Origin of the sequence: Pseudomonas sp. NPDC089396 (assembly GCF_044749545.1) — a bacterium.
Taxonomy (GTDB): Bacteria; Pseudomonadota; Gammaproteobacteria; order Pseudomonadales; family Pseudomonadaceae; genus Aquipseudomonas.
Genome location: NZ_JBIVIC010000002.1, coordinates 482407 through 507156, shown reverse-complemented (window position 1 = coordinate 507156; position 24750 = coordinate 482407). Strand labels below are relative to the sequence as shown.

22 protein-coding genes are annotated in these 24750 nt (G+C 59.4%); 10 read left to right on the top strand and 12 right to left on the bottom strand.

The window, feature by feature from the left end; translation table 11 throughout:
• Window positions 1–27 precede the first annotated feature (27 nt).
• The 7 genes from ispC to rpsB form a co-directional block, all read right to left on the bottom strand.
• Window positions 28–1218, bottom strand: a complete 1191-nt coding sequence (ispC, locus tag ACIPZB_RS05315; RefSeq protein ID WP_400639265.1) for a 1-deoxy-D-xylulose-5-phosphate reductoisomerase — start codon at window positions 1216–1218, stop codon at window positions 28–30.
• A complete protein-coding gene (locus ACIPZB_RS05310; RefSeq protein WP_400639264.1) occupies window positions 1215–2030 on the bottom strand; it encodes a phosphatidate cytidylyltransferase in 816 nt (271 codons plus the stop codon). The genes ispC and ACIPZB_RS05310 overlap by 4 nt, the downstream gene beginning before the upstream one ends.
• Window positions 2030–2785: a polyprenyl diphosphate synthase gene (gene uppS, locus ACIPZB_RS05305; protein ID WP_400639263.1), complete on the bottom strand. Its 756-nt coding sequence runs from the start codon at window positions 2783–2785 to the stop codon at window positions 2030–2032. The genes ACIPZB_RS05310 and uppS overlap by 1 nt, the downstream gene beginning before the upstream one ends.
• Window positions 2786–2800: 15 nt before the next feature.
• On the bottom strand, window positions 2801–3358 hold the full coding sequence (gene frr / locus ACIPZB_RS05300) for a ribosome recycling factor (RefSeq protein WP_008094910.1): 558 nt from the start codon (window positions 3356–3358) through the stop codon (window positions 2801–2803).
• Window positions 3355–4098, bottom strand: a complete 744-nt coding sequence (gene pyrH, locus ACIPZB_RS05295; RefSeq protein WP_016392310.1) for a UMP kinase — start codon at window positions 4096–4098, stop codon at window positions 3355–3357. Before pyrH ends, frr begins: the two co-directional genes overlap by 4 nt.
• Window positions 4099–4276: 178 nt before the next feature.
• Complete coding sequence (gene tsf / locus ACIPZB_RS05290) at window positions 4277–5140, bottom strand: translation elongation factor Ts (RefSeq protein WP_008094914.1); 864 nt, start codon at window positions 5138–5140, stop codon at window positions 4277–4279.
• 185 nt (window positions 5141–5325) lie between these two features.
• Window positions 5326–6063: a 30S ribosomal protein S2 gene (gene rpsB, locus ACIPZB_RS05285; protein ID WP_008094915.1), complete on the bottom strand. Its 738-nt coding sequence runs from the start codon at window positions 6061–6063 to the stop codon at window positions 5326–5328.
• Window positions 6064–6522: 459 nt separating this feature from the next.
• Between rpsB and map the strand changes: the two genes are divergently transcribed.
• From map to dapC, 3 genes are all read left to right on the top strand, one after another.
• The gene (gene map, locus ACIPZB_RS05280) at window positions 6523–7305 is read left to right on the top strand and encodes a type I methionyl aminopeptidase (protein WP_400639262.1); all 783 of its coding nucleotides are present in this window, start codon (window positions 6523–6525) and stop codon (window positions 7303–7305) included.
• Between the two features lie 61 nt (window positions 7306–7366).
• Window positions 7367–10069, top strand: a complete 2703-nt coding sequence (locus tag ACIPZB_RS05275; protein ID WP_008094918.1) for a [protein-PII] uridylyltransferase — start codon at window positions 7367–7369, stop codon at window positions 10067–10069.
• Window positions 10070–10099: 30 nt separating this feature from the next.
• Complete coding sequence (dapC, locus tag ACIPZB_RS05270) at window positions 10100–11296, top strand: succinyldiaminopimelate transaminase (RefSeq protein ID WP_400639260.1); 1197 nt, start codon at window positions 10100–10102, stop codon at window positions 11294–11296.
• 122 nt (window positions 11297–11418) lie between these two features.
• Here dapC and ACIPZB_RS05265 read toward each other — a convergent pair whose 3' ends face one another.
• Window positions 11419–13065: a Na+/H+ antiporter gene (locus ACIPZB_RS05265; RefSeq protein WP_400639259.1), complete on the bottom strand. Its 1647-nt coding sequence runs from the start codon at window positions 13063–13065 to the stop codon at window positions 11419–11421.
• Window positions 13066–13791: 726 nt separating this feature from the next.
• Here ACIPZB_RS05265 and ACIPZB_RS05260 point away from each other — a divergent pair.
• From ACIPZB_RS05260 to ACIPZB_RS05250, 3 genes are read left to right on the top strand one after another with little or no spacing between them, the layout of a single operon-like run.
• A complete protein-coding gene (locus ACIPZB_RS05260; RefSeq protein WP_400639258.1) occupies window positions 13792–14883 on the top strand; it encodes a hypothetical protein in 1092 nt (363 codons plus the stop codon).
• A 2-nt stretch (window positions 14884–14885) separates the two neighbouring features.
• Window positions 14886–15155, top strand: coding sequence for a hypothetical protein (locus ACIPZB_RS05255; protein ID WP_400639257.1), 270 nt, complete (start codon window positions 14886–14888; stop codon window positions 15153–15155).
• Between the two features lie 16 nt (window positions 15156–15171).
• Window positions 15172–17046, top strand: coding sequence for a glycosyltransferase family 4 protein (locus tag ACIPZB_RS05250; RefSeq protein WP_400639256.1), 1875 nt, complete (start codon window positions 15172–15174; stop codon window positions 17044–17046).
• A 106-nt stretch (window positions 17047–17152) separates the two neighbouring features.
• Here ACIPZB_RS05250 and ACIPZB_RS05245 read toward each other — a convergent pair whose 3' ends face one another.
• The 3 genes from ACIPZB_RS05245 to ACIPZB_RS05235 all read right to left on the bottom strand — a co-directional run bounded on the left by ACIPZB_RS05245 (window position 17153) and on the right by ACIPZB_RS05235 (window position 20035).
• On the bottom strand, window positions 17153–17854 hold the full coding sequence (locus ACIPZB_RS05245; protein ID WP_400639255.1) for a CatB-related O-acetyltransferase: 702 nt from the start codon (window positions 17852–17854) through the stop codon (window positions 17153–17155).
• Window positions 17855–18158: 304 nt separating this feature from the next.
• On the bottom strand, window positions 18159–18878 hold the full coding sequence (locus ACIPZB_RS05240; RefSeq protein ID WP_400639254.1) for a CatB-related O-acetyltransferase: 720 nt from the start codon (window positions 18876–18878) through the stop codon (window positions 18159–18161).
• Window positions 18879–19036: 158 nt separating this feature from the next.
• Window positions 19037–20035, bottom strand: a complete 999-nt coding sequence (locus ACIPZB_RS05235; RefSeq protein ID WP_400639253.1) for an SGNH/GDSL hydrolase family protein — start codon at window positions 20033–20035, stop codon at window positions 19037–19039.
• 529 nt (window positions 20036–20564) lie between these two features.
• Here ACIPZB_RS05235 and ACIPZB_RS05230 point away from each other — a divergent pair.
• The 4 genes from ACIPZB_RS05230 (at window position 20565) to ACIPZB_RS05215 (ending at window position 23691) form a co-directional block, all read left to right on the top strand.
• Window positions 20565–20927: an ArsC family reductase gene (locus ACIPZB_RS05230; RefSeq protein ID WP_400639252.1), complete on the top strand. Its 363-nt coding sequence runs from the start codon at window positions 20565–20567 to the stop codon at window positions 20925–20927.
• A gap of 31 nt (window positions 20928–20958) precedes the next feature.
• Entirely contained in the window at window positions 20959–21993 is a 1035-nt protein-coding gene (dapD, locus tag ACIPZB_RS05225; RefSeq protein WP_400639251.1) for a 2,3,4,5-tetrahydropyridine-2,6-dicarboxylate N-succinyltransferase, read from the top strand.
• Window positions 21994–22075: 82 nt separating this feature from the next.
• Window positions 22076–23281: a cysteine desulfurase gene (locus ACIPZB_RS05220; RefSeq protein ID WP_400639250.1), complete on the top strand. Its 1206-nt coding sequence runs from the start codon at window positions 22076–22078 to the stop codon at window positions 23279–23281.
• Window positions 23278–23691, top strand: a complete 414-nt coding sequence (locus ACIPZB_RS05215; protein ID WP_400639249.1) for a SufE family protein — start codon at window positions 23278–23280, stop codon at window positions 23689–23691. The genes ACIPZB_RS05220 and ACIPZB_RS05215 overlap by 4 nt, the downstream gene beginning before the upstream one ends.
• 200 nt (window positions 23692–23891) lie before the next feature.
• Here the strand turns inward: ACIPZB_RS05215 and tcdA are convergent, their stop codons facing one another.
• Complete coding sequence (tcdA, locus tag ACIPZB_RS05210; protein ID WP_400639248.1) at window positions 23892–24701, bottom strand: tRNA cyclic N6-threonylcarbamoyladenosine(37) synthase TcdA; 810 nt, start codon at window positions 24699–24701, stop codon at window positions 23892–23894.
• Between the last annotated feature and the right edge of the window lie 49 nt (window positions 24702–24750).

Below are 24750 nucleotides of genomic sequence, written 5' to 3'. Positions count from 1 at the left end.
ACGTTCAGCAAAACCCTGGGCCGAGCATCAGCGACCGTGACGCCGCAGCCACTCACGGGACAGCTCGCGGGCGCGCTGGTCGGCGGCGAACACTGCATCGAGCGATGACAGTGGCACCACAGTTTCCTGGTCGAGCACCTGTTCGATCATACCCGCGATCTCCGGGAAGCGGATACGCCCCTGGAGAAACGCCTCGACCGCGACCTCGTTGGCCGCATTGAGTACCGCCGGGGCACTGTTGCCCGCCTCGGCAGCCTGCCGCGCCAGGCGCAGGCAAGGGAAGCGTTGCTCGTCGGGTGCCTGGAAGTCCAAGCGTGCGATGGCGAACAAGTCCAGCGGTGCGACCCCGGAATCGATCCGCTCAGGCCAGGCCAGCGCGTTGGCGATGGGCGTGCGCATGTCCGGGTTACCCAGTTGGGCCAGCACCGAACCGTCGATGTAATCCACCAGAGAATGGATCACGCTCTGCGGGTGCACCACGACTTCGACCTTGGCCGGCGCCGCATCGAACAGCCAGCAGGCCTCGATCAGCTCCAACCCCTTGTTCATCATGCTCGCCGAGTCCACCGAAATCTTCCGACCCATGGACCAGTTCGGGTGTGCGCAGGCCTGCTCTGGCGTGACATCGGCCAGCGCAGCCTGCGGGGTTTCGCGGAACGGCCCGCCCGAGGCGGTCAACAGGATACGGCGCACGCCCACCTGGCTCAGGCCTCGACCGTAGTCGCCCGGCAGGCACTGGAAGATCGCATTGTGTTCGCTGTCGATCGGCAGCAGCACGGCCCCGCTCTGCCGCACGGCCTCCATGAACAGCGCGCCGGACATCACCAGCGCTTCCTTGTTGGCCAGCAGCACCTTCTTGCCTGCCTGTACAGCCGCCAAGGTCGGGCGCAAGCCAGCAGCGCCGACGATGGCCGCCATCACCGCATCCACCTCGGGTGCAGCGGCCACTTCGCAGAGCCCCGCTTCACCCTCAAGCACCTCGGTCGCGCAGCCTGCCGCAGCAAGACCTTCGCGCAGGCGCTGGGCCGCTTCGGCATTCGGCACCACGGCATGAACCGGGCGATGCCGCACACACAGGGCCAGCAGTTCGTCGATACGCGAGTAACCGCTCAACGCGAACACCTGGTAGCGCTCAGGGTGACGCGCGATCACATCCAGGGTACTCAGGCCGATCGACCCGGTCGCCCCCAGCACGGTAATGCGCTGCAGCGCACTCACATCACACCCCACTCGGCAGCCCACAACAACACCGCAAAGATCGGGATGGCCGCGGTCAGGCTGTCGATGCGATCAAGCACGCCACCATGACCCGGCAGCAGGTTGCTGCTGTCCTTGATCCCGGAACGGCGCTTGAACATGCTCTCGGTCAGGTCGCCGACCACCGAGACCATGACCACCAGTGCCGCGCCCAGCAACCCCAGCAGGATCTGGCCGATACCCCAGTCACGGCTGATGCCGACCACCAGGGCCACCACCAGACTGACCGCCAGGCCGCCATACACGCCTTCCCAGCTTTTGCCAGGACTGACCAGTGGTGCCAGCTTGCGCTTGCCGAAGGCCCGCCCCGAGAAATAGGCACCGATATCGGCAGCCCACACCAGCACCATGACCGACAGGATCAGCCAGTTACCCAGCTGCCAGTGCTTGAGCAGCACCAGCCCTTGCCAGGCCGGCAGCAGGATCAGCAGGCCGATCAGCAAGCGGCAGGCAGCGCTGGCCCAAAGCTCGCTGGTGCGCGGATAGGTCAGCACCAGCCAGGTGGCCAGCGCCCACCAGATCACGGCAGCGCCAAGCACCCAGGGCGCCAGGTCGGGCATCAGATAGAGCAGCATCAGCGCTCCAGCGACCACGGCCGCGTAGGCAATGCGCAGGGGCTGGGTCATCAGCCCGGCCAGGCGCGCCCACTCCCAGGCACCGAGGGTCACCACGAAGCCGATGAACAGGGCGAAATCCCCACCCTCGAGCAGGAAGAAACCACCCAGTGCGATCGGCAGCAGGATCAGCGCAGTAATGATGCGTTGTTTAAGCATTAAGCACGAGCTCCAGCTTCGACCTGCTCGCTGGTCTTACCAAAGCGGCGCTGGCGTGAAGCGAAATCGGCCAGCGCAGTGCGCATGGCCTCGTGTTTGAAGTCCGGCCAGTACAGGTCGGAGAAGTACAGTTCGGCGTAGGCCAGCTGCCACAGCAGGAAATTGCTGATGCGGTGCTCGCCACCGGTGCGGATGCACAGGTCGGGCAACGGCAGCTCGCCCGTGGCCAGGCAGGTCTGCAACAGGCCCGGGGTGATGTCGTCCGGGCGCAGGTGCCCGGCCTGAACTTCACGCGCCAAACGCTGGGCGGCCTGGGCAATATCCCACTGACCACCATAATTGGCGGCGATCTGCAGGATGAAGCGATTATTGCCCGCGGTCAGCGCTTCGGCCTCACGCATGGCGGCCTGCAGTTCAGGATGGAAACGCGAACGGTCGCCGATGATGCGCAGGCTGATGTTGTTCTCATTGAGGCGCTTGGCCTCACGGCGCAGCGCCGAGAAGAACAGCTCCATCAACGCCCCTACCTCATCGGCCGGGCGCTGCCAGTTCTCGCTGGAGAACGCGAACAGGGTCAGCACCTCGACGCCGGACTTGGCGCAGACTTCGATCACCGCACGCACGGCATCCACGCCAGCCTTGTGCCCGGCGACGCCGGGCAACAGGCGCTTCTTCGCCCAGCGATTGTTGCCATCCATGATGATCGCGACGTGACGCGGCACCGAAGACGGTGCCGCCAGCTTGGTCTTTTCCATTAAAAAACCTCGGCCTTAGACGGCCAACAGGTCCTTTTCCTTGGCTTTAAAAGCAGCGTCGATTTCGGCGACGAACTTGTCGGTCAGCTTCTGGATCTCGTCAGCGGCACGACGTTCTTCGTCTTCGCTGATTTCCTTGTCCTTGGTCAGCTTCTTCAGGTCGGCCAATGCATCGCGACGCACGTTGCGCACGGCAACCTTGGCATCTTCGGCAACGGCGCTGGCCTGCTTGGTGTAACCCTTGCGGGTTTCCTCGGTCAGGGCCGGCATCGGTACGCGGATGGTGGTACCGGCGCTGGAAGGGTTCAGACCCAGGTCGGAGGTCAGGATGGCCTTCTCGATGGCAGCGCTGAGGTTCTTGTCGTGAGCGACGATTTTCAGGGTGCGGGCGTCTTCGACGGAGACTGCAGCTACCTGGTTCAGCGGCATTTCGCTACCCCAGGCCGGGACTTTCACGCTGTCCAGGATACTCGGGTGGGCGCGACCGGTACGGATGGACGCCAGGTTGCGACCCAGCGCCTCGATGGACTTGCCCATGCGATCCTGAGCGTCTTTCTTGATGTCGTTGATCATTTTTGAACTTCCTCGATCAGAGTTCCTTCCGCGCCGCCATGCACGATGTTCAGCAGGGCGCCGGGTTTGTTCATGTTGAAGACGCGCAGCGGCATCTTGTGGTCGCGGCACAGACAGATTGCCGTCAGGTCCATCACGCCCAGCTTGCGATCCAGCACTTCATCGTAGGTCAGATGATCGAACTTCTCGGCATGCGGGTCCTTGAATGGATCTGCAGTGTATACACCATCGACCTTGGTTGCCTTCAATACCACGTCGGCATCGATTTCGATGGCGCGCAGGCAAGCGGCGGAATCGGTGGTGAAGAACGGGTTGCCGGTACCGGCAGCGAAGATTACGACTTCTTTGGCGTTCAGGTGGCGCATGGCTTTGCGGCGATCGTAGTGATCGGTCACGCCAACCATGGAAATGGCCGACATGACAATGGCGGTAATGTTCGCCCGCTCCAGCGCATCGCGCATGGCCAGGGCATTCATGACGGTCGCCAGCATGCCCATGTGGTCACCGGTGACGCGGTCCATGCCGGCTGCACTGAGCGCCGCGCCACGGAACAGGTTGCCACCACCGATCACCAAACCTACTTGAACACCGATGCCGACCAACTGGCCGACTTCCAGCGCCATGCGATCCAGGACCTTGGGGTCGATCCCGAACTCTTCCGAGCCCATCAGGGCCTCGCCGCTAAGTTTGAGTAGAATGCGTTTATAGCGAGCCTGATAACCACTGCCCTGCTGAGCCATTGCGAATCTCTCCTGCGGCGTTTGTAAAATTCTGGCGGGCTACTTTGAGCCTGCGTGTAACTCTAACGTGACGCAGTGACTGCGTCAGCGAGCAGCGGCCTTGAAAACCGCTCCCGCTTTGACAAAGAGGCTGCGCGCGTGAGCGGGCAGCCTCTTTGGGGCGACAGACGAGTCTGTCTTACTGCTTGGCAGCTGCTACCTGAGCGGCAACTTCAGCAGCGAAGTCGTCAACCGGCTTCTCGATGCCTTCGCCTACTTTGAAGTAGGTGAAGGAAACGATTTCAGCACCGGCTTTCTTGGCCAGTTCGCCGACCTTGACTTCCGGGTTCATGACGAAGGCTTGCTCTTTCAGCGAGGCTTCGGCTTTGAACTTGGTGATACGACCGTTGATCATGTTCTCAACGATGTTTTCCGGCTTGCCGGCGATCTTGTCAGCGTTCAGCTGCAGGAAGACGTTCTTCTCGCGCTCGATGGCCTCGGCGGAGATTTCCGACGCGTCCAGGAACTCTGGGTTCGACGCTGCAACGTGCATGGCGATGTTCTTGGCCAGCTCGACGTCGCCGCCTTTCAGGACAACGACAGCACCGATCTTGTTGCCGTGCAGGTAGGCGCCGACAACGTCACCTTCAACGCGCACCAGGCGACGGATGTTGACGTTTTCGCCGCACTTGGCAACCAGGGCTTCACGAGCTGCTTCACGCGAAGCGATCAGCGGAGCGGCGTCGGTCAGCTTCTGGGCGAAGGCTTCTTCGAGGCTTTCAGCGACGAAGTTCTTGAAGTCGTCTTGCAGGGCCAGGAAGTCGGTCTGCGAGTTCACTTCCAGCAGGACGGCGGATTTACCGTCGGTCTTGACGGCGATAGCGCCTTCAGCAGCGACGTTGCCAGCCTTTTTGGCGGCCTTGATGGCGCCCGAGGCACGCATGTCGTCAATGGCTTTCTCGATGTCGCCGCCGGCCTTTTCCAAGGCCTTTTTGCAATCCATCATGCCTTCGCCGGTACGCTCGCGCAGTTCTTTCACCAGCGCTGCAGTAATTGCTGCCATTTCAAAATCCTCTTGGAAAGTTTTTCAACCATTCCACCCGCTCGTCACGGGCGTTCAATTCTGCAAATCCGCTGTTTCTGATTCAGCCGGCCCATGATGCGGGACGCAAGCTGACAGCAGGATTTCAAGGTGGCAAAAAGGGGGCAAAGCCCCCTTTTCGCGTGCCAAGTAGACGCTAGCGCCTATTACTCAGCAGCTGGTGCAGCCGCTTCTTCAGCGTAGACTTCGGTGCCGCCAGCAACGTTGTTGCGGCCGCGGATGACGGCGTCAGCCATCGAAGTCATGTACAGCTCGATAGCGCGAATGGCGTCATCGTTACCTGGGATAACGAAGTCAACGCCTTCTGGGCTGCTGTTGGTATCGACAACGCCGATAACCGGGATGCCCAGCTTGTTGGCTTCGGTGATAGCAATGCGCTCGTGGTCAACGTCGATCACGAACAGGGCATCAGGCAGGCCGCCCATGTCCTTGATACCACCCAGGCTGCGATCCAGTTTTTCCAGATCGCGCGAACGCATCAGGGCTTCTTTCTTGGTCAGCTTGGCGAAGGTGCCATCGTCGGCCTGGGTTTCCAGGTCGCGCAGACGCTTGATCGAAGCACGAATGGTCTTGTAGTTGGTCAGCATGCCGCCCAACCAACGGTGATCAACGTATGGCGAACCGCAACGAGCTGCTTGCTCGGCGACGATCTTGCCGGCGGAACGCTTGGTGCCGACGAACATGATCTTGTTCTTGCCCTGAGCCAGACGCTCTACGAACGCCAGAGCGTCGTTGAACATTGGCAGGGTTTTTTCCAGGTTGATGATGTGGATCTTGTTACGCGCGCCGAAAATGTACTTGCCCATTTTCGGGTTCCAGTAACGGGTCTGGTGGCCGAAGTGCACACCGGCCTTCAGCATATCGCGCATGTTGACTTGGGACATGATAGTTCCTTGATAAGTCGGGTTGGGCCTCCACGTATCCCAATGACCAACCCACGGACTCGAAAATCCAGGGCACCCAGGCCATCGTGTCGACACGTGTGTGGGTTTAGGCTGACGGGGTCATCCCCGAAAGCGGCGCATTTTATACCACAGACCGCAAGCGAACGAAACCCGAATACAGGCGCGTCCGTCAGCGGTTTTTGCAGCACCCCGCCAAAGAGGCCAGAATGCCTTCTGTAGCTGGCAGTTTCCGGGCATTTGGGGTCGCTACGCGCCCCATCGCCGGCAAGCCGGCTCCCACAATGATACCGCGATCCTTGTGGGAGCCGGCTTGCCGGCGATGGGCTGCGTAGCAGCCCCAATTCTCTATCCGTATCCCGACCGATCGGCGCCCTGCTCTGCTAGAATCCGGCCTTTCCCGTTTGTTCGCGCCGTGCACGGCGCCGTAGAGAGCCTGTAATGACCGTCACCATCAAGACCGCAGAAGACATCGAGAAGATGCGCATCGCCGGCCGCCTGGCCGCCGAAGTGCTGGAAATGATCGAAGAGCACGTCAAGCCCGGTATCACCACCGAAGAGCTGGACCGCCTCTGCCACGACTACATCGTCAATGTCCAGCAGGCCATCCCGGCGCCGCTCAACTACAAGGGCTACCCCAAGTCGATCTGCACCTCGATCAACCATGTGGTCTGCCACGGCATCCCCAACGACAAGCCGCTCAAGGACGGTGACACGCTCAATATCGACGTCACCGTGATCAAGGACGGCTACCACGGCGACACCAGCCGCATGTTCCACGTCGGCACCGTGCCGGTATGGGCCGAGCGCCTGTCCAAGGTCACCCAGGAATGCATGTACAAGGCCATCGAGCTGGTCAAGCCGGGCTGCCGCCTGGGCGACATCGGCGAAGTGATCCAGAAGCATGCTGAAAAGAACGGTTTCTCGGTGGTGCGCGAGTTCTGCGGACACGGCATCGGCAAGGTATTCCACGAAGAGCCGCAGATCCTTCACTACGGCAAGGCCGGTACCGGCATGGAGCTCAAGGAAGGCATGACCTTCACCATCGAGCCGATGATCAACCAGGGCAAGGCCGACACCAAGGTGCTGGGCGACGGCTGGACCGCCATCACCAAGGACCGCAAGCTCTCCGCCCAGTGGGAACACACCCTGGTGGTGACCGCGACCGGCTACGAGATCTTCACCCTGCGCAAGGACGACACGATCGCGCGCACCTCGGCCTGAATTCGCCGCTGATTTCGCTGCTGATTCGCTCAAGGCAACCCTACGACAGGAACGCGACGCGATGCCCCAGGTGGATCCCGAGCTGTTCGACCGCGGCCAGTTCCAGGCGGAACTGGCCCTCAAGGCGAGCCCCATCGCCGCCTTCAAGAAAGCCATCCGCCAGGCCGGCGAGGTGCTCGACAAGCGTTTTCGCGAAGGCCGTGAAATCCGCCGCCTGATCGAGGACCGCGCCTGGCTCGTCGACAACATCCTGCAGCAGGCCTGGAAGCAGTTCGACTGGGGCGACCCTAGCGGGATCGCCCTGATCGCCGTCGGGGGCTACGGGCGCGGTGAACTGCACCCGCACTCGGACATCGACCTGCTGATCCTGCTGGATGCCGCCGAGCATGAGCAGTACCGCGATGCCATCGAACGTTTCCTCACCCTGCTCTGGGACATCGGCCTTGAAGTCGGCCAAAGCGTGCGCACCGTCGACGAATGCGCCGAACAGGCCCGTGCCGACCTGACCGTCATCACCAACATGATGGAAAGCCGCACCATCGCCGGCCCCGAAGCCTTGCGCCAGCGCATGCTGGAGGTCACCAGCACGGCGCACATGTGGCCGAGCAAGGACTTCTACCTGGCCAAGCGCGCCGAGCTCAAGGCCCGCCACCACAAGTACAACGACACCGAGTACAACCTCGAACCCAACGTCAAAGGCTCGCCAGGTGGCCTGCGCGATATCCAGACGGTGCTGTGGGTAGCCCGTCGCCAGTACGGCACGCTCAACCTGCACGCACTGGCCGGCGAAGGGTTCCTGCTGGAAAGCGAGAACGAGTTGCTGGCGTCTTCCCAGGACTTCCTGTGGAAGGTCCGCTACGCCCTGCACATGCTTGCCGGGCGCGCCGAAGACCGACTGCTGTTCGACCACCAGCGCAGCATCGCCGCCCTGCTCGGCTACAGCGACGAAAACCCCAAGCGCGCCATCGAACAGTTCATGCAGCAGTACTACCGGGTGGTGATGAGCATCAGCCAGCTGTGCGACCTGATCATCCAGCACTTCGAGGAGGTCATCCTCGCCGATGACGACAGCGGCACCACCCAACCGCTGAATGCCCGCTTCCGCCTGCACGACGGCTATATAGAAGCGGTCAAACCGAACGTGTTCAAGCGCACCCCGTTCGCCATGCTGGAGATCTTCGTGCTGATGGCCCAGCACCCGGAGATCAAGGGCGTGCGCGCCGACACCGTGCGCCTGCTGCGTGAGCATCGGCATTTGATCGATGACACTTTCCGCCACGATATTCGCAACACCAGCCTGTTCATCGAGCTGTTCAAGTGCGAGATCGGCATCCACCGCAACCTGCGGCGGATGAACCGCTACGGCATTCTCGGACGCTACCTGCCCGAATTCGGCCTGATCGTCGGGCAGATGCAGCACGACCTGTTTCACATCTATACGGTCGATGCGCACACCCTGAACCTCATCAAGCACCTGCGCAAACTGCAGTACACCCCGGTATCAGAGAAATTCCCGCTCGCCAGCAAGCTCATGGGCCGCCTGCCCAAGCCCGAGCTGATCTACCTGGCCGGCCTTTATCACGACATCGGCAAGGGTCGCCAAGGCGACCATTCGGAAATCGGCGCGGTGGACGCGCAGAAGTTCTGCGAAAGCCACCAACTGCCCGCCTGGGACAGCCGCCTGATCGTCTGGCTGGTGCTGAACCACCTGGTGATGTCCACCACCGCCCAACGCAAGGACCTTTCCGACCCGCAGGTCATCAACGACTTCGCCCTGCACGTAGGCGATGAAACGCGCCTGGACTACCTCTATGTACTGACCGTGGCCGACATCAATGCCACCAACCCCAGCCTGTGGAACTCCTGGCGTGCCAGCCTGTTGCGTCAGTTGTACACCGAGACCAAGCGCGCCCTGCGCCGCGGCCTGGAAAATCCGCTGGACCGCGAGGAGCAGATCCGCCAGACGCAGAGCGCCGCACTGGACATCCTGGTGCGCGAAGGCACTGACCCGGACGACGTGGAGCAGCTGTGGTCGCAACTGGGCGATGACTATTTCCTGCGCCACACCGCCGCCGACGTGGCCTGGCACAGTGACGCCATCCTCCAGCAGCCGGCCGACGGCGGGCCGCTGGTTTTGATCAAGGAAACCACCCAGCGCGAGTTCGAGGGCGGTACGCAGATTTTCATCTACGCCCCCGACCAGCACGATTTCTTCGCCGTGACCGTGGCGGCCATGTCGCAGCTGAACCTGAACATCCATGATGCACGGATCATCACCTCGAGCAGCCAGTTCACCCTCGACACCTATATCGTGCTGGACAACGATGGCGGCTCGATTGGCGACAACCCGCAACGGGTCAAGCAGATCCGCGACGGGCTGACCGAAGCGCTGCGCAACCCCGAGGACTATCCGACGATCATCCAGCGTCGGGTGCCGCGCCAGCTCAAGCACTTCAATTTCCCGCCGCAGGTGACCATCCTCAACGATGCCCAGCGACAGGTGACCATCCTCGAAATCACCGCGCCAGACCGCCCTGGGCTGCTGGCCCGGCTCGGGCGCATCTTCCTGGAATTCGACCTGTCGCTGCAGAACGCCAAGATCGCCACCCTCGGCGAACGCGTCGAAGACGTGTTCTTCATCACCGATGCCGACAACCAGCCGTTGTCCGACCCGCAGCTGTGCAGCCGCCTGCAGGAGGCCATCGTGCAGCAGCTGCAGGCCGGCCAGGCCAGCGAATCCAGCCCGACCCGCATGACCTTTTAACGATTAGACGATTGACGAGACCTTGCGCCGATGAACCACGCCTTGACCCAGCTTCAGCCCTACCCGTTCGAGAAACTCCGCGCCCTGCTGGGCAGCGTGAAACCTGCTGCGGACAAACGCGCCATCGCCCTGTCGATCGGTGAGCCGAAGCACGAATCGCCGGCCTTCGTCGCCAAGGCCATGGCCGACAACCTCGACAAGCTGGCGGTCTACCCCAGCACCCTGGGCCTGCCGGCCTTGCGCCAAGCCATCGGCCAGTGGTGCGAACGTCGTTTCGGCGTGCCGGCCGGCTGGCTGGATGCCGACCGCCACATCCTGCCGGTCAACGGCACCCGTGAGGCGCTCTTCGCCTTCACCCAGGCCGTGGTCAACCGGGCCGATGATGGCCTGGTGGTCAGCCCCAACCCGTTCTACCAGATCTATGAAGGCGCGGCCCTGCTCGCCGGCGCCACGCCGCATTACTTGCCATGCCTGGAAAGCAATGGCTTCAACCCCGACTTCGATGCCGTGCCGGCCGAGGTCTGGAAGCGTTGCCAGATCCTGTTCCTCTGCTCGCCGGGTAACCCCACCGGCGCGCTGGTGCCGATGGATACCCTGAAGAAGTTGATCGCCCTGGCCGACGAGCATGACTTCGTGATTGCCGCCGATGAGTGCTACAGCGAGCTGTATTTCGACGAAGATGCACCACCGCCAGGCCTGCTCAGCGCTTGTGCGGCGCTGGGCCGTAGCGACTTCAAGCGTTGCGTGGTGTTCCACAGCCTGTCCAAGCGCTCCAACCTGCCAGGCCTGCGTTCGGGCTTTGTCGCCGGTGACGCCGAGATCATCAAGCCGTTCCTGCTGTACCGCACCTACCACGGTTGCGCGATGCCGGTGCAAACCCAGCTGGCCAGCATCGCTGCCTGGCAGGACGAAACCCACGTGCGCGATAACCGCGACCAGTACCGCGCCAAGTACGACGCCGTGCTGGACATCCTGCAGCCGGTGCTGGACGTGCAGCGGCCGGATGGCAGCTTCTACCTGTGGGCCAAGGTGCCGGGCGATGATGCGGAGTTCACCCGTGACCTGTTCGAGGCGCAGCATGTGACCGTGGTGCCTGGGTCGTACCTGTCGCGTGAAGTCGATGGCGTGAACCCGGGGGCTGGACGGGTGCGCATGGCATTGGTTGCGCCGCTGGCCGAGTGCATCGAGGCCGCTGAGCGGATTCGGGCGTTCCTGCAGAATCGCTGATCGAGTGGGGCCGCTCTGCGGCCCAATCGCCGGCAAGCCGGCTGCCACAGGTACCCCACAGGACTTGAGAGCAGTGGTGTACCTGTGGGAGCCGGCTTGCCGGCGATTGCAGCACCGCCAATCTACTTGACCGCCCCTAGGTTCGCCTCACTCATATCCAACTCCCCCAACACCTGCCGCACCACCTCATCGCCCACCAGATGCTGGCGATGCAAGTTATACAACTCCAACCGCTGCGCCCGCAGCGCACGCAAGCGCAAACGCCGCTCCAGCAAGTCCATCTGATCGGCCAGGGCCCTTGCCTCGGCAGTGTCGTTGTAGCTGTTGAGCTCATCGCGATACTCCGCCATCAGCCGCGCCTTGAGCTCGGTGGCCATGGTTGCCTGCGCCGCATCCTGTGGTGCGCTGGCGTCAATCACCTCCTCCGCCTCCAGCGCATGAATCGCGGCCTCTACCGTGCGCCGCCAAGCTTCCAGCACCTCTTGGTGCAGCCGCTCATCGGGGCTTCTGGTCACCCCGCGCAGCAGGAATGGCAAAGCCATGCAGGCACTGATCAACGACAGCAGAATGACGCCGGCGGCAATGAAGATCAGCAAGTCACGCTCGGGGAATGCCTGGCCTGCGCCGATCAGCAACGGCACCGACATCACACCCGCGAGGGTCACCGCCCCCCGTACGCCACCCAAGGTCAGCAACCAGCAGGAACGGGCCGTGGGCATCAGCAACAGCGCCGGCTTGCCGCGCCAGCGCCGGACCACGCCGATCGCCCGCCAGATGCTCTGCACCCAGATAAAGCGCAACAGGATCAACGCCGCGAAGATCGCCAGCACATCCAGGCAACGGTAGGCCAAGGTCGGCCAGAGGGTGGCTTCATGGCTGACCACTGCCTTGATGATGTCCGGCAGCTGCAGCCCCAGCAGCAGGAAGATCAGGCCGTTGAAGGCGAACTCCAGCAGCGACCAGACGCTGCGGTTGAGCAGACGAGTACTGGTCTGGCGCGGCAGCAGGTCGAGCCAGCTTTGCATCATGCCGGCCGCTACCGCCGAGAGGATGCCGGAAACGCCCAGTCGCTCGGCCAGCACATAGGCGGCAAAGGGCAGCAGCAACATGAACACCACGTGGGTTGCCGGGTCATCCCAGCCGCGGGCGATCATCCAGGCCCGCAGGCGGCCGATCAACCAACTCAGGGCCACACCCACGGCCAGGCCACCCAAGGCGACCAGGACGAAACTGAAACTGGCGTCTGCCAGCGAGAATGCCCCGGTAATGGCTGCAGCCAGGGCGAACTTGAAGGTCACCAGGCCCGAGGCGTCGTTCATCAGCGCTTCGCCCTGCAGCATGTGCATCAACGGTGTAGGCAAACGGTCCTGGGTAATGGCTGAAACCGCCACGGCGTCGGTTGGCGAGAGCACCGCCGCCAGCGCGAAGGCCACCGGCAGCGGGATCGTCGGCAGCAGCCAATGAATGAAATAACCCGCCCCCACCACCGTGAACAGCACCAACCCCACGGCCAACGCCACCACGGGGCCGCGTATTCGCCACAGTTCGCGCTTGGGCATGCGCCAACCGTCGGCGAACAGCAGCGGCGGCAGAAACAGGAAGAGGAACAGCTCCGGGTCCAGGGCGACGTGCAAACCCAGGGTCGGCCACGCCAGCAAGGCGCCAGCGGCGATCTGTACCAGCGGCAGGGGCAGCGGAATGACCCGTCCGACCAGTTTTGACACGCTTACCAGCGTCAGCAGGATGAGGACGGTATAGGCGGACTGCATCCGTGAAGGCTTCCTTTGTGAACCAATAACTACAGCGGGGCGAAACATCGCCATTGAAACAATATGTTAGCGGTGTCCTGCGACAGGGGACCGCTGCACGATAGTCGCAGGTTGCGAATGAATATGTAACATGATGATACCCAGGTGTCGCGACCACCCCTGCGAACATTACGGGTCGCCTCACACCCTCTTGAAAGCTCCCGGTAATCACACGGAGTCACTGAGCGGGAACCGTGATCTGCACAGTATCCACACCAGAGCTTGATCCGAGCGTCAGGCTGTGAACGGGCCCCAGGCGCTTGGCAATATCGAAAACGAGCTTGCGGTTTTCGATGGTTTGCTTGACCGCTCGACGTGGAATTCTTCAGAAGAGCGCTAATGACTCATGACACATCCAGTAAAGCCCAGTCGCCGTGCACTTTGCCAGGGGGTGTGGTTGAAGTACGCCAAGTTTCAGATAGGTCGGCTGAACCGGCGACAGGCCCCTATCCCTGCCTTAGGGGCTAATACCGGCAAGCACACGCTGCGGAACGCAGCGCGCGATACACTGCAGGCACGCAGCCCCTCACTTCCAATTGGCCTCCCGTTACAGGTAAAATTGGGAAGGCGCGAGCCTAACTATCTGCAGAGTGAAAACCATTCAATTTCAGATCGACTGTCAATTTTCCGATCTCAACCTGGTAACACTTGCAACTTGCAATTTATATGCACACACGGAGTTTGTTGATGTCCACGGAAAAACTGTACGACGGTGTAGTTTTCACAACAGATGTTCTGAAAGTTGATGATCGGTCAGATAAAAAATATGAAAACCCCCAAGCCATTCACAGCGACTGGCTTTCTTCTTTGCTTGGTAATACGTTCTCTGAAATTCTGAATTGCAACATCTCGTCCCTGGTCGGCACAGAACCCAGCGATCCGCTAAATCGATTTAAATTCTATTCTGACTTCCAGCTTCCATTTGACAGCTCCGGCTGGGCATCGGTGTACCATTCAAATGAAGACGAAGCAGATTACATCGCAGAGACCTTGAAGTCTTATAAAAATCATCTCTTCGTAGGCTTTGAGCTTTCTCCGCTGCTGATAAATGCGCTCAACAAGGCTTCGATCCACTACATTGACCTGACACTCCACGCCATTCGCTTCCTGCCTGATTATGTGTTCGGCATGCGCACCAACGTTCCGGCATTCCAGGAGCGAATTGCGGCAATGACGATCCCTCACGAGGATATTGTATCGCATGCGCGCCTTTCCCTCGGGCGCAGCGCGCGTGTCTTCAGAAATATCACCGTCTCACCGGGTTCCGCAGTATTCCTGGGACAGATTGACATCGACTCCTCGCTGATTGACGGCAAGAAGATGATTACCCCGAAGGAAGTCATCGCCACACTGGTCGAGCTCAAGTCCTACTTCCCGAAAGTGTACTATAAGTTCCACCCACACTTTAAAAACAGACAACCCTTTGAAGCGGAGCTGAAGGCGCACAACATCAATATCCTGGATGTGAATATCTACGACCTGTTCGTCATCGATAAAAACCTCACTTTCTGCTCTATTTCTTCCGGTTCCCTGATCGAAGCAGAGCTCTTTGGGAAAACCACATTGCGCCTGAGCAAGACGCCTTCCCCACAGGGCGTCAAACCGTCCGACGTTGCACCAAATGACCGCAGCACAACCTACCTTCCTGTATCGGGAATCTCGCTCACTCCGGCATTTTGGCGCTACCTGCTCTCGGGCTCAGAGGAAACACTGAACCCACGGGTTCCGCTTCCTTCCGACGCAATGAAGTTCATGATCAACCAGAAGTGGGGACGGTAACCATGAAGCAATTGGTTGTCTACGACCTCACCCGGTTGATTGCACGCAGGAACGCAGAGACGCCAACAGGTATCGACCGCGTGGACCTGAGGTATGCGCTCGAACTTTATGACGCTGAGGATAAAGACGTGGCCTTTGTCAGGCAGGACGGTGTTCGCTTGGTGCTGCTGGACGATACATCGAGCAGAGCGTTCATAAAGACCATCGAGAACCGATGGAATTACGGAGAGAAAGAAACGCCTCCTTCAGTTCCAGTTGATGCCTTAGAATAAATAAGCGGCCAATCCAATGACAGAAATTGCATCCCCCGTATTGGTCGCTCAAAACGATCAAGTGGCAAGCGAGGTTATTATCGTCGCCTGCCCACCCGAAAAGCAGGCCTACATTTCAGCGCTACTGGCGTCCACCAAGATCACGTTCGCGCCCAGCAGTTGGCTGACCGAGCGCTCACATCTGCTCAAGCCTCAAAAGCGCGCATTGACACTGGTGTCCTCGCGGTTCCTTACTCAAGAAGCCAAAGACTGGTTTAAGGACTCCGGCATTTCCGCTGTCGGTTTCGAGCTTTTGACGCTTAACAATGAAAGCTACCTTCGACTAGCAGAACATGCGCTCTGCAATACTCAGTTCATATTGGGCGCTGATCACCTGTCGCAACTCCAGACTGAGCTGACTGACAAACACGCGCGGCACACCGGGGCTTCACTCCTCAAGCTCCCCCAAGTAAAGAAGTCTCTCTTCATACTGCAGGAAAAGCTTGCTGAGGTATCTAATCAGCTGAGCGAGTACCGCGATGTGAACCCAGACTCCACCACGGTGCTCATCAACAACTCACAAAGTAATGCTTCGGGCGCGGCATTCGACTACGCATTCACCACAAAGCCAGGCGCCATTGTCGTAGATCGCTGCACAAAAGTCTTTGCCGAGAAGATGGAAGATCTGTTCGCCAACCCCTTGAGCTTTGAAAAACTGTCCTTCATCGAGAAGGAGAGCCCCGACCAGCCGCTGAGTGAGTTACCAGAGCTATCCTACAACGATTTCATTGAGCTGATCACCAGTCGGTTGCTTCCACTCAGTTCCAAAAGCCTGGTTGAGTCGTACACAAACCTGCTTCCGATATGCAGAACCCAAACATCTGTACAGCTTAAAGACACCAACCTGTCGTCACCCAGCGATCGCCGCGAAATTGACGCGGAACTCTTGAAGTACTGCAGCAGGCCTTTGGCGCGACTGATCAACTCTTACCCGCGCGGAAACTCCGTGTATGTCAATACGTCTCACCACGGCATTTCCAACAAGGACGGCTTCTTCACCCTGAAAATGAAGCTCGGGGTGAAGTTCGCCTTTTATATTCACGACTTGATCCCGATTGACTTTCCCGAGTACGTGCGCGCAAGCGGCTACAGTGACCATATAAAGAGAATGGACACTGTCTCGTTCTGTGCAGACATGGTTATTGTCAACTCCGAAGCAACTAAAACGTCCTTCCTGTCGTGGTGTGAAAAACAAGCGCTCCGCCTGCCGGAATGCGAAGTTGCCTACATCGGGGTTGAAGAAAGCTTCTTTGAGAACCCGGCCGAAGAATTTTCACCTGCGCTGGAGACACTGGAGCAACAAAGCTACTTCACCTATATCGGCACTATCGAACCACGCAAAAATCATCTTTTCCTGCTACAAATATGGAGGGACTGGGTTTCGCGAGGTATTACACCTCCCAAACTCGTCATCGTTGGAAAACGCGGCTGGGAAAATCAGAATGTATTCAATTTCATTGACCAGTGCGAGGCCTTGAAACCGTATGTGGTTGAACTCAGCGATCTCAGTGACTCCGGATTGAAACGGGTCATTCGTGGAGCCAAGGCATTGCTTTTCCCATCCTTCAGCGAAGGCTGGGGCATGCCACTGATTGAAACCCAAGCGATGGGCACCCCTGTCATTTGCTCTGATATACCTGTTTTCCATGAAGCCAGTTCGGCATTAGCCACCTTCATCAACCCCCTCGACGCCATTACCTGGCAGAAAACAATCCTTGATTTCTGCGACCCGGATAAAGACGCTCACAACGACGCAGTGAAGGTGCTGAACAACTATACGCCGCCGCGCTGGGAGGATCACTTCATCATCGTCAACACACTGCTAGACAGCCTTAAATCACGAGCCAAGTAACAAGCAGGGAACCGGCAAACTTTCGCTTCTGAACGATTACACCAACTTTCGCGAATGTTTGCCGGCTCTGCCGTAGGAAAAATGCACGCCGAACCACCATTAATAATTATGACTCAACGATCTTTCCATCAACAAAAACAGCACGGCTCGGCTCAAGTCGCTTTAAACACCCTTCTTCGATAGCACGCTCTATTGCATCTAGTGACTTCGACACATTGGAATAATCAAGATCACCAAGAACTTGCTTACTCATCGAATATTTCCACCACTGCAGAGCCTGCAAGCGCTTGATAGTCGCCTCATCAAATCTTTTTCGGATCACCTTTGCGGGGGTTCCACCGACAACCGTGTAGGGCTCCACATCCTTTACGACTGTTGCATTGGCTGCGATTATCGCGCCATCGCCAACAACAACACCGCGCCGTATGAAGGCGCGATACCCAACCCAGACATCATTACCAATGATAGTTCTGGCATTATTCCCTGCAAAGCTATTGCCCGACACAATATCCTGGAACTCAGAAGCGTGACCCAAGGTCCCCTGATCGTTGAAAACAAAACAGTGAGACGATAACCAGTCAACAGGGTGCTCGGTGGGACCAGCCATGACTTCGTGCGCTATCGAGCAATAGCGACCTACATCTGCATCATATAGTACCGCGCCGACATTGCCGTAGCTGAACGCGCCAAACTTGTTCAGACGCCCGCGAAAGCTAATCTTGTCGACAACACAGGGAAGCTCTAGTTCAAGCCTTCCCCGCCCCATTCCAATTGGTTTCTCGCGCTGATGCAGATCTTCGCTCTTCATGTCCCGCCCTGATAACACCTCTACAGCTTATGATCATATCACGGCCTTGCCGCAACGCCGCGATAGGCTCCCACTGTGCCCTACCAAGCCCGTCGACTGAAAAAACCTGCTCGCGGGGATCCCATATCTCCACATGAGGGCCCTTTGTTGTATTTCAAATGCGCACTATGTCTGGAGTTACTCGTTTTGGCAGGCGATTACAGATATCCATATTTGCACCGATTAATGTGTTACAAAAGATTTCGCCTTTCATGCACACCCAACAACATCATGCATTTTGAAGATATAAAGATATCCAACTCGATCACTCGAACAGCTCAAGCGTCTCGTTCGTCAGCATGAATTTATTTCGCTTAGCCGCGGGCTTATGTTCCATTTCAGACAATTGCTCAAGCGCCTTTTCAGGGCAGGTAAAATCAATCTTCTTAAGCACCGAAAGATCAAAGGTCCACCAATTGCTTTTTAAAAGCGCCTCGATCAATTCAGGCTCGAAGCGATATTTTATAACTTTCGCGGGGACACCACCCACAATGGCATACGGAGGCACATCCTTGGTGACAATAGAGTTAGCCGCTACCACGGCCCCAACACCAATAGTAACGCCTCGCATGATTTTTACACCCGCCCCGATCCAGACATCGTGACGAATGACGGGAGGCTTCTTGCTGTCACTCCAAGGTTGTATTGGAAAATCCTTTGACTCTGCAAAAAAACCGTACTTATTTTGCTGATAAAAAAGCCCACTCGTTCCAAGCCAGGGCGTAGGATGATTCCCCTCCCCCATCATCACATCCGGCGCGATAGAACAATAATCGCCAATGATGGCAGAGATGCGCCCGCCTCGCACCACCGAAAACCTGCCAATACTTGAAGAGGTGAGCACTTTCGTATCCATCAAAGTGACGGGTAGTGCGCCTTGGAGCTTATGCCCTTTCCTTATAGAGGAGTTTACATACTGAATGCCTTTCCCTAGAAGAAAACCACTCCAATCCCGATCACTTCTTCCATCTCTCTCAAATATCATTACCCCTCCTCCAACCCCAACATATGGCACCACACAATTCCGGACTCCGAAAATTATACCTCAGCGACTAAAAACATGCAAAATCAATAACTTGACAACTAATGAGCCACTGCAATAGCCCCCGTCGCGCGGATCGTGGCCTGTCGATCCCTATCTCCCTACCAGCCAAGCTGTTCGATTCGCTTTTGAACCATACGCCTGACGACGTTATAGGCCGCAGTATTCATATGGCCGTTATCCTGTGACAGAGACGGTGGTTTTTGTCCATTACGCTGGCTTTCAAGATCCGCAGGCGTTGGGTTTATCCTGGAAAGCGCCCAAACATTATTCGAGACCAAAAGCGATTGCACATCGACGAACAAGTCTCCGTATTCCTGAGCAAGCAGCGCGTTCAATGCTGCAAGCTTTTTCTGCTTGACACCGTCTACCTCAGCATCCGAATCATTGAAATTACCTATAATCAGGCATTTTCCATCATGAGTGCGAAGCCAGTCACACGTTCTGCCAATTCTGGCAGCGATACCTGATACTTCATATCCAGATGTAATGTCATTCTTCCCCATCCATAGAAGGACGATGTCCGACCGATGCTTTGGTCCCTCAATGGGCACAACCTCTTGGGATCCAGACACCGCTACTTCCGCCCCAGGTAAATGCCGGGTAAATTTTATCCCGGCATGGGTCGCGGAAACCTCGCCACGAATGCCTGACATCGTAGCTTCATATTTTGCCCAGGAATCACTTGGCTTTACGTTTAACGCCAATAAACGCACGGAACCGGACGGAGGGATTCTTCCACTAACAACATTCACCCGCAGCGGCATCGACCCCAGTCTCGCGGCTGTTTGCGAAGATAATTCCCCCCCTTTCCCACCGTTGTAATATTTCGCGCGCGGATCAAGTTCTTTGATCATTTCTGAAAAATGCGAAGCGATGCGTTCGACACTTGAACTACCCCACCCCGAAAAATTTAAATTTCTTTTCCGTGAAGATGAGCCGGAATCATCGCTATGAATACCGAGTGGCAAACTTTCCAACCCAGAAATTCCATCCAGGCCAGATGCACTTGAAGGGCCAGCGAGGACGGAGAACGGTGCGAAAAATATGGAGAAACACCATGCCAGCAGACTTATTGTGAAAGATTTCTTACTGTACATAGCCCGACCAACCACGACTTAAATCGAACTCGAAGATATAGCCCTCACCGCCACATACCAACAAAATTTGCATCCACAGGCCTACTGTTGATTGCACAGCTCCTCCGACGGGGAGGTTGCACCAAGCCGGACCAAGTGAAGCATTCGCCCAGCTCCCGGCAATGTTCGCAATCACGGAATCTGACCAACCAGCGATCCCAGCCGTTCTTCCGACACGCAATCGAAGGCACCGAATGCGCGGGCCGTCTCCAAACCTCGAACAATCACCTCAAGGCGCGTACCCAGTACATCGACAGGGTTGCCGCCCCGCACAGCCGCGTTCTCCGCCATGCTCGGGCAAAAGCTGCCTAGGCATGCCCGGTCAAAGATGGCCCCGCATAAAGGCCGTGGCGCCCAGGAAACAGCTCGGTGCACGTTCGGTCATACGGACCGATGCGTACCGCGACAGGCGAGGCACTGAGTGGTTCGACGTGGCATAATGCGCTGCTGAGTTTCAAGGTGATATTGGGGAAGTTTTGGGGAAGAATTTATGCCCAATGAAATCAAGCAGTTACATCTTTACGGTATCAAAGCCTGCGACACCATGAAAAAGGCGCGCACCTGGCTCGAAGACCAGGCCATCGCCTACGAATTCCACGACTACAAGACTCAAGGCATCGACCGTGACAGCCTGAACCGCTGGTGCGACGAGCACGGCTGGGAAGTCATCCTCAACCGTGCCGGCACCACCTTCCGCAAGCTCGACGACGCCAGCAAGGCCGACCTTGACCAGGCCAAGGCCGTCGAACTGATGCTGGCCCAGCCGTCGATGATCAAGCGCCCGGTGCTCGACCTTGGCGCGCGTACCCTGGTCGGCTTCAAGCCCGACCTGTATGCCGCTGCCCTGGCCTGAGCCCCTACCCTATTTCGCACGAGGTAATCACATGTCCAATACCCTGTTCAGCCTGGCCTTCGGCGTCGGCTCCCAGAACCGCCAGGGCACCTGGCTGGAAGTCTTCTACGCACAGCCGCTGCTCAACCCGAGCGCCGAGCTGGTTGCCGCCGTAGCCCCGATCCTGGGTTACGAAGCTGGCAACCAGGCCATCACCTTCAGCAATGCCCAGGCCGCTCAACTGGCCGAAGCCGTCAAAGGAATCGATGCCGCCCAGGCAGCGCTGCTGACCCGACTGGCCGAGAGCCACAAGCCGCTGGTCGCCACCGTGCTGGCCGAAGACGCAGCCCTGACCTCCACCCCGGAGGCCTACCTCAAGCTGCACCTGCTGTCGCACCGCCTGGTCAAGCCACATGGCCTGAGCCTGGCAGGTATCTTCCCGCTGCTGCCGAACGTGGCCTGGACCAACCAGGGCGCCGTCGACCTGAGCGAACTGGCCGAGCTGCAACTGGAAGCACGCCTGAAAGGCGAGCTGCTGGAAGTGTTCTCGGTGGACAAGTTCCCGAAGATGACCGACTACGTGGTCCCGGCCGGCGTGCGTATCGCCGATACCGCCCGTGTGCGCCTGGGCGCCTACATCGGCGAAGGCACCACCATCATGCACGAAGGCTTCGTCAACTTTAACGCTGGCACCGAAGGCCCGGGCATGATCGAAGGCCGTGTCTCGGCTGGCGTGTTCGTGGGCAAAGGTTCTGACCTGGGCGGCGGTTGCTCGACCATGGGCACCCTGTCCGGTGGCGGCAACATCGTCATCAAGGTCGGTGAAGGCTGCCTGATCGGCGCCAACGCCGGTATCGGCATTCCGCTGGGCGATCGCAACACCGTCGAAGCCGGCCTGTACATCACCGCCGGTACCAAGGTGAACCTGCTGGACGAAAACAACGAGCTGGTCAAGGTGGTCAAGGCCCGTGACCTGGCTGGCCAGACCGACCTGCTGTTCCGCCGCAACTCGCTGAACGGTGCCGTCGAGTGCAAGACGCACAAGTCGGCCATCGAGCTGAACGAGGCGCTGCACGCCCACAACTGAGAACTCCCCGCGGGTTCGAAGTGTTAAGATCGGGTCTGGCGCACACACGCCAGACCCGATTTTCATTCCAGGCCCCGTGATCATGTTCCAGCCCTCCCCCTGGCGTGCCGACTTCCCCGCCATCGCCGCCCTGCAACGGCAGCACCAGACCTACCTGGACAGCGCCGCCACCACCCAGAAGCCCCAAGCCTTGCTCGATGCCTTGAGCCATTACTACGGCCATGGCGCGGCCAACGTGCACCGCGCCCAGCACCTGCCCGGTGCCTTGGCGACACAGGCGTTCGAGGGAAGCCGGGACAAGGTTGCCGCCTGGCTCAATGCAGCGCAATCGCGGCAGATCATCTTCACCCACGGCGCCACCTCGGCCCTGAATCTGCTGGCCTATGGCCTGGAGCACCGCTTCGAGGCAGGCGACGAGATCGCCATCAGCGCCCTGGAGCACCACGCCAACCTGCTGCCCTGGCAGCAACTGGCACGCCGGCGCAACCTGCGTTTGGTCGTGCTGCCGCTGGATGCCCATGGCCGTATCGACCTGGAGCAAGCGCTGCAGCTGATCGGCCCACGCACCCGGTTGCTTGCGCTCAGCCAGCTGTCCAACGTGCTCGGCACCTGGCAGCCGCTTCCCGCGTTGTTGGCCCATGCCCACGCCCAGGGCGCGCTGACCGTGGTCGATGGCGCCCAGGGCGTGGTCCATGGCCGCCATGACGTGCAACAACTGGGGTGTGATTTCTACGTGTTCTCCAGCCACAAGTTGTACGGGCCCGAAGGCGTAGGTGTGCTGTATGGGCGCAGCCAGGCGCTGGAATTGCTGCGCCATTGGCAGTTCGGCGGTGAAATGGTGCAGCTGGCCGACTACCAGGACGCCAGTTTCCGCCCCGCACCGCTGGGCTTCGAAGCAGGCACCCCGCCGATTGCCGGGGTGATCGGCCTGGGCGCGACCCTGGATTACCTGGCCAGCCTCGATGCCCATGCCGTCGAAGCCCATGAAGCGCATCTGCATCAGGCGCTGCTACGCGGGCTTGCCGACCGCGAGGGTGTGCGTGTGCTCGGCACACCGCAAACCGCCTTGGCCAGCTTCGTCATCGAAGGCGTGCACAACGCCGACATCGCGCACCTGTTGACCGAGCAAGGCGTTGCCGTGCGCGCCGGTCATCACTGTGCGATGCCGCTGCTCAAGGGCCTGGGGCTGGAAGGCGCGATTCGCGTGTCGCTGGCGATGTACAACGACAGCGATGACCTGCAGCGGTTCTTCGACGCGCTCGACCAGGGCCTGGAGCTGTTGCGATGAGTTTGCCGGTAGAAGCCCAGGAGGCATTGGCGCGTTTCGAGCAGGCCCGTGGCTGGGAGCAGCGTGCGCGGCTGCTGATGCAGATGGGCGACACCCTGGAACCGCTTGGCGATGCGGACAAGTCCGAAGACAACCGCGTGCATGGCTGTGAAAGCCTGGTGTGGTTGGTGGCTGAGCAGCACGATGGCCAATGGCGGTTCAAGGCCGGCAGTGATGCGCGATTGTTGCGTGGTTTGTTGGCGTTGCTGCTGGTGCGGGTGCAAGGCCTCGCCAGCGCAGAGCTGGCAGGTGTTGACCTCAATGCGTGGTTTGCCCAGCTAGGGCTGGAGCGGCAACTGTCGCCATCGCGCAGCAATGGGCTGCATGCGGTGTTGCAGCGCATGGCCGAATTGACCCGACATCAGCAGTGATGCACCCCACAGATTTCGAAAACTGCGGGGGTACCTGTGGGAGGGCACCCCACAGATTTCGATGACTGCGGGGTACCTGTGGGAGCCGGCTTGCCGGCGATAGGGCCTGAACAGGCTACCCACTTCTGTCTGCCCCGGCCCCATCGCCGGCAAGCCGGCTCCCACAGGGGATCGCGCAAGCTTTTCGAGGGGTGATACGGTTATTGAGCCCTTACCCGCTCCGACGGCCGCCTGGCACCGGCCACCAGCTTCTCCACCGCCTTGCTCGCGGCCACCATGCCAAAGGTCGCGGTCACCATCATCACCGCACCGAAGCCCCCCGCGCAGTCCAGGCGCACGCCCTCGCCAACGAAGCTCTTCTGCAGGCAAACACTGCCATCCCCCTTGGGATAACGCAGCTGCTCACTGGAAAATACACATGGCACACCGTAGTTGCGACTGACATTGCGCGAGAAGTTGTAGTCACGGCGCAAGGTCGAACGCACCCGTGAAGCCAGTGGGTCGTTGAAGGTCTTGTTGAGGTCGCCGATCTGGATCTGCGTCGGGTCGATCTGCCCCCCCGCCCCGCCGGTGGTCACGATGGCGATCTTGCGACGCCGGCACCAGGCGATCAGCGCCGCCTTGGCCATCACGCTGTCGATGCAATCGATGACGGCATCGAGGTTCTCGGTGATGTACTCGGCCATGGTGTCACGGGTGACGAAATCGGCCACTGCATGCACCGTGCACGCCGGGTTGATCGCCCGCAGACGCTCGGCCATCACCTCGACCTTGGGCCGCCCGACCTGGCCCTCCAGGGCATGGGCCTGGCGGTTGGTGTTGCTGACGCAGACATCGTCGAGGTCAAACAGGGTGATTTCGCCTACACCACTGCGTGCCAGGGCCTCGGCCGCCCACGAGCCGACCCCGCCGATACCGACGACCGCCACGTGGGCCTGGCTCAGGCGCTGCAGGCCTTCGTCGCCGTAAAGCCGGGCGACGCCGGCGAAGCGTGGATCTTCTGTGCTCATGTGACTATCCCGAAGCTCATACCGCAAAAAACGGCGCGCATTATAGGCC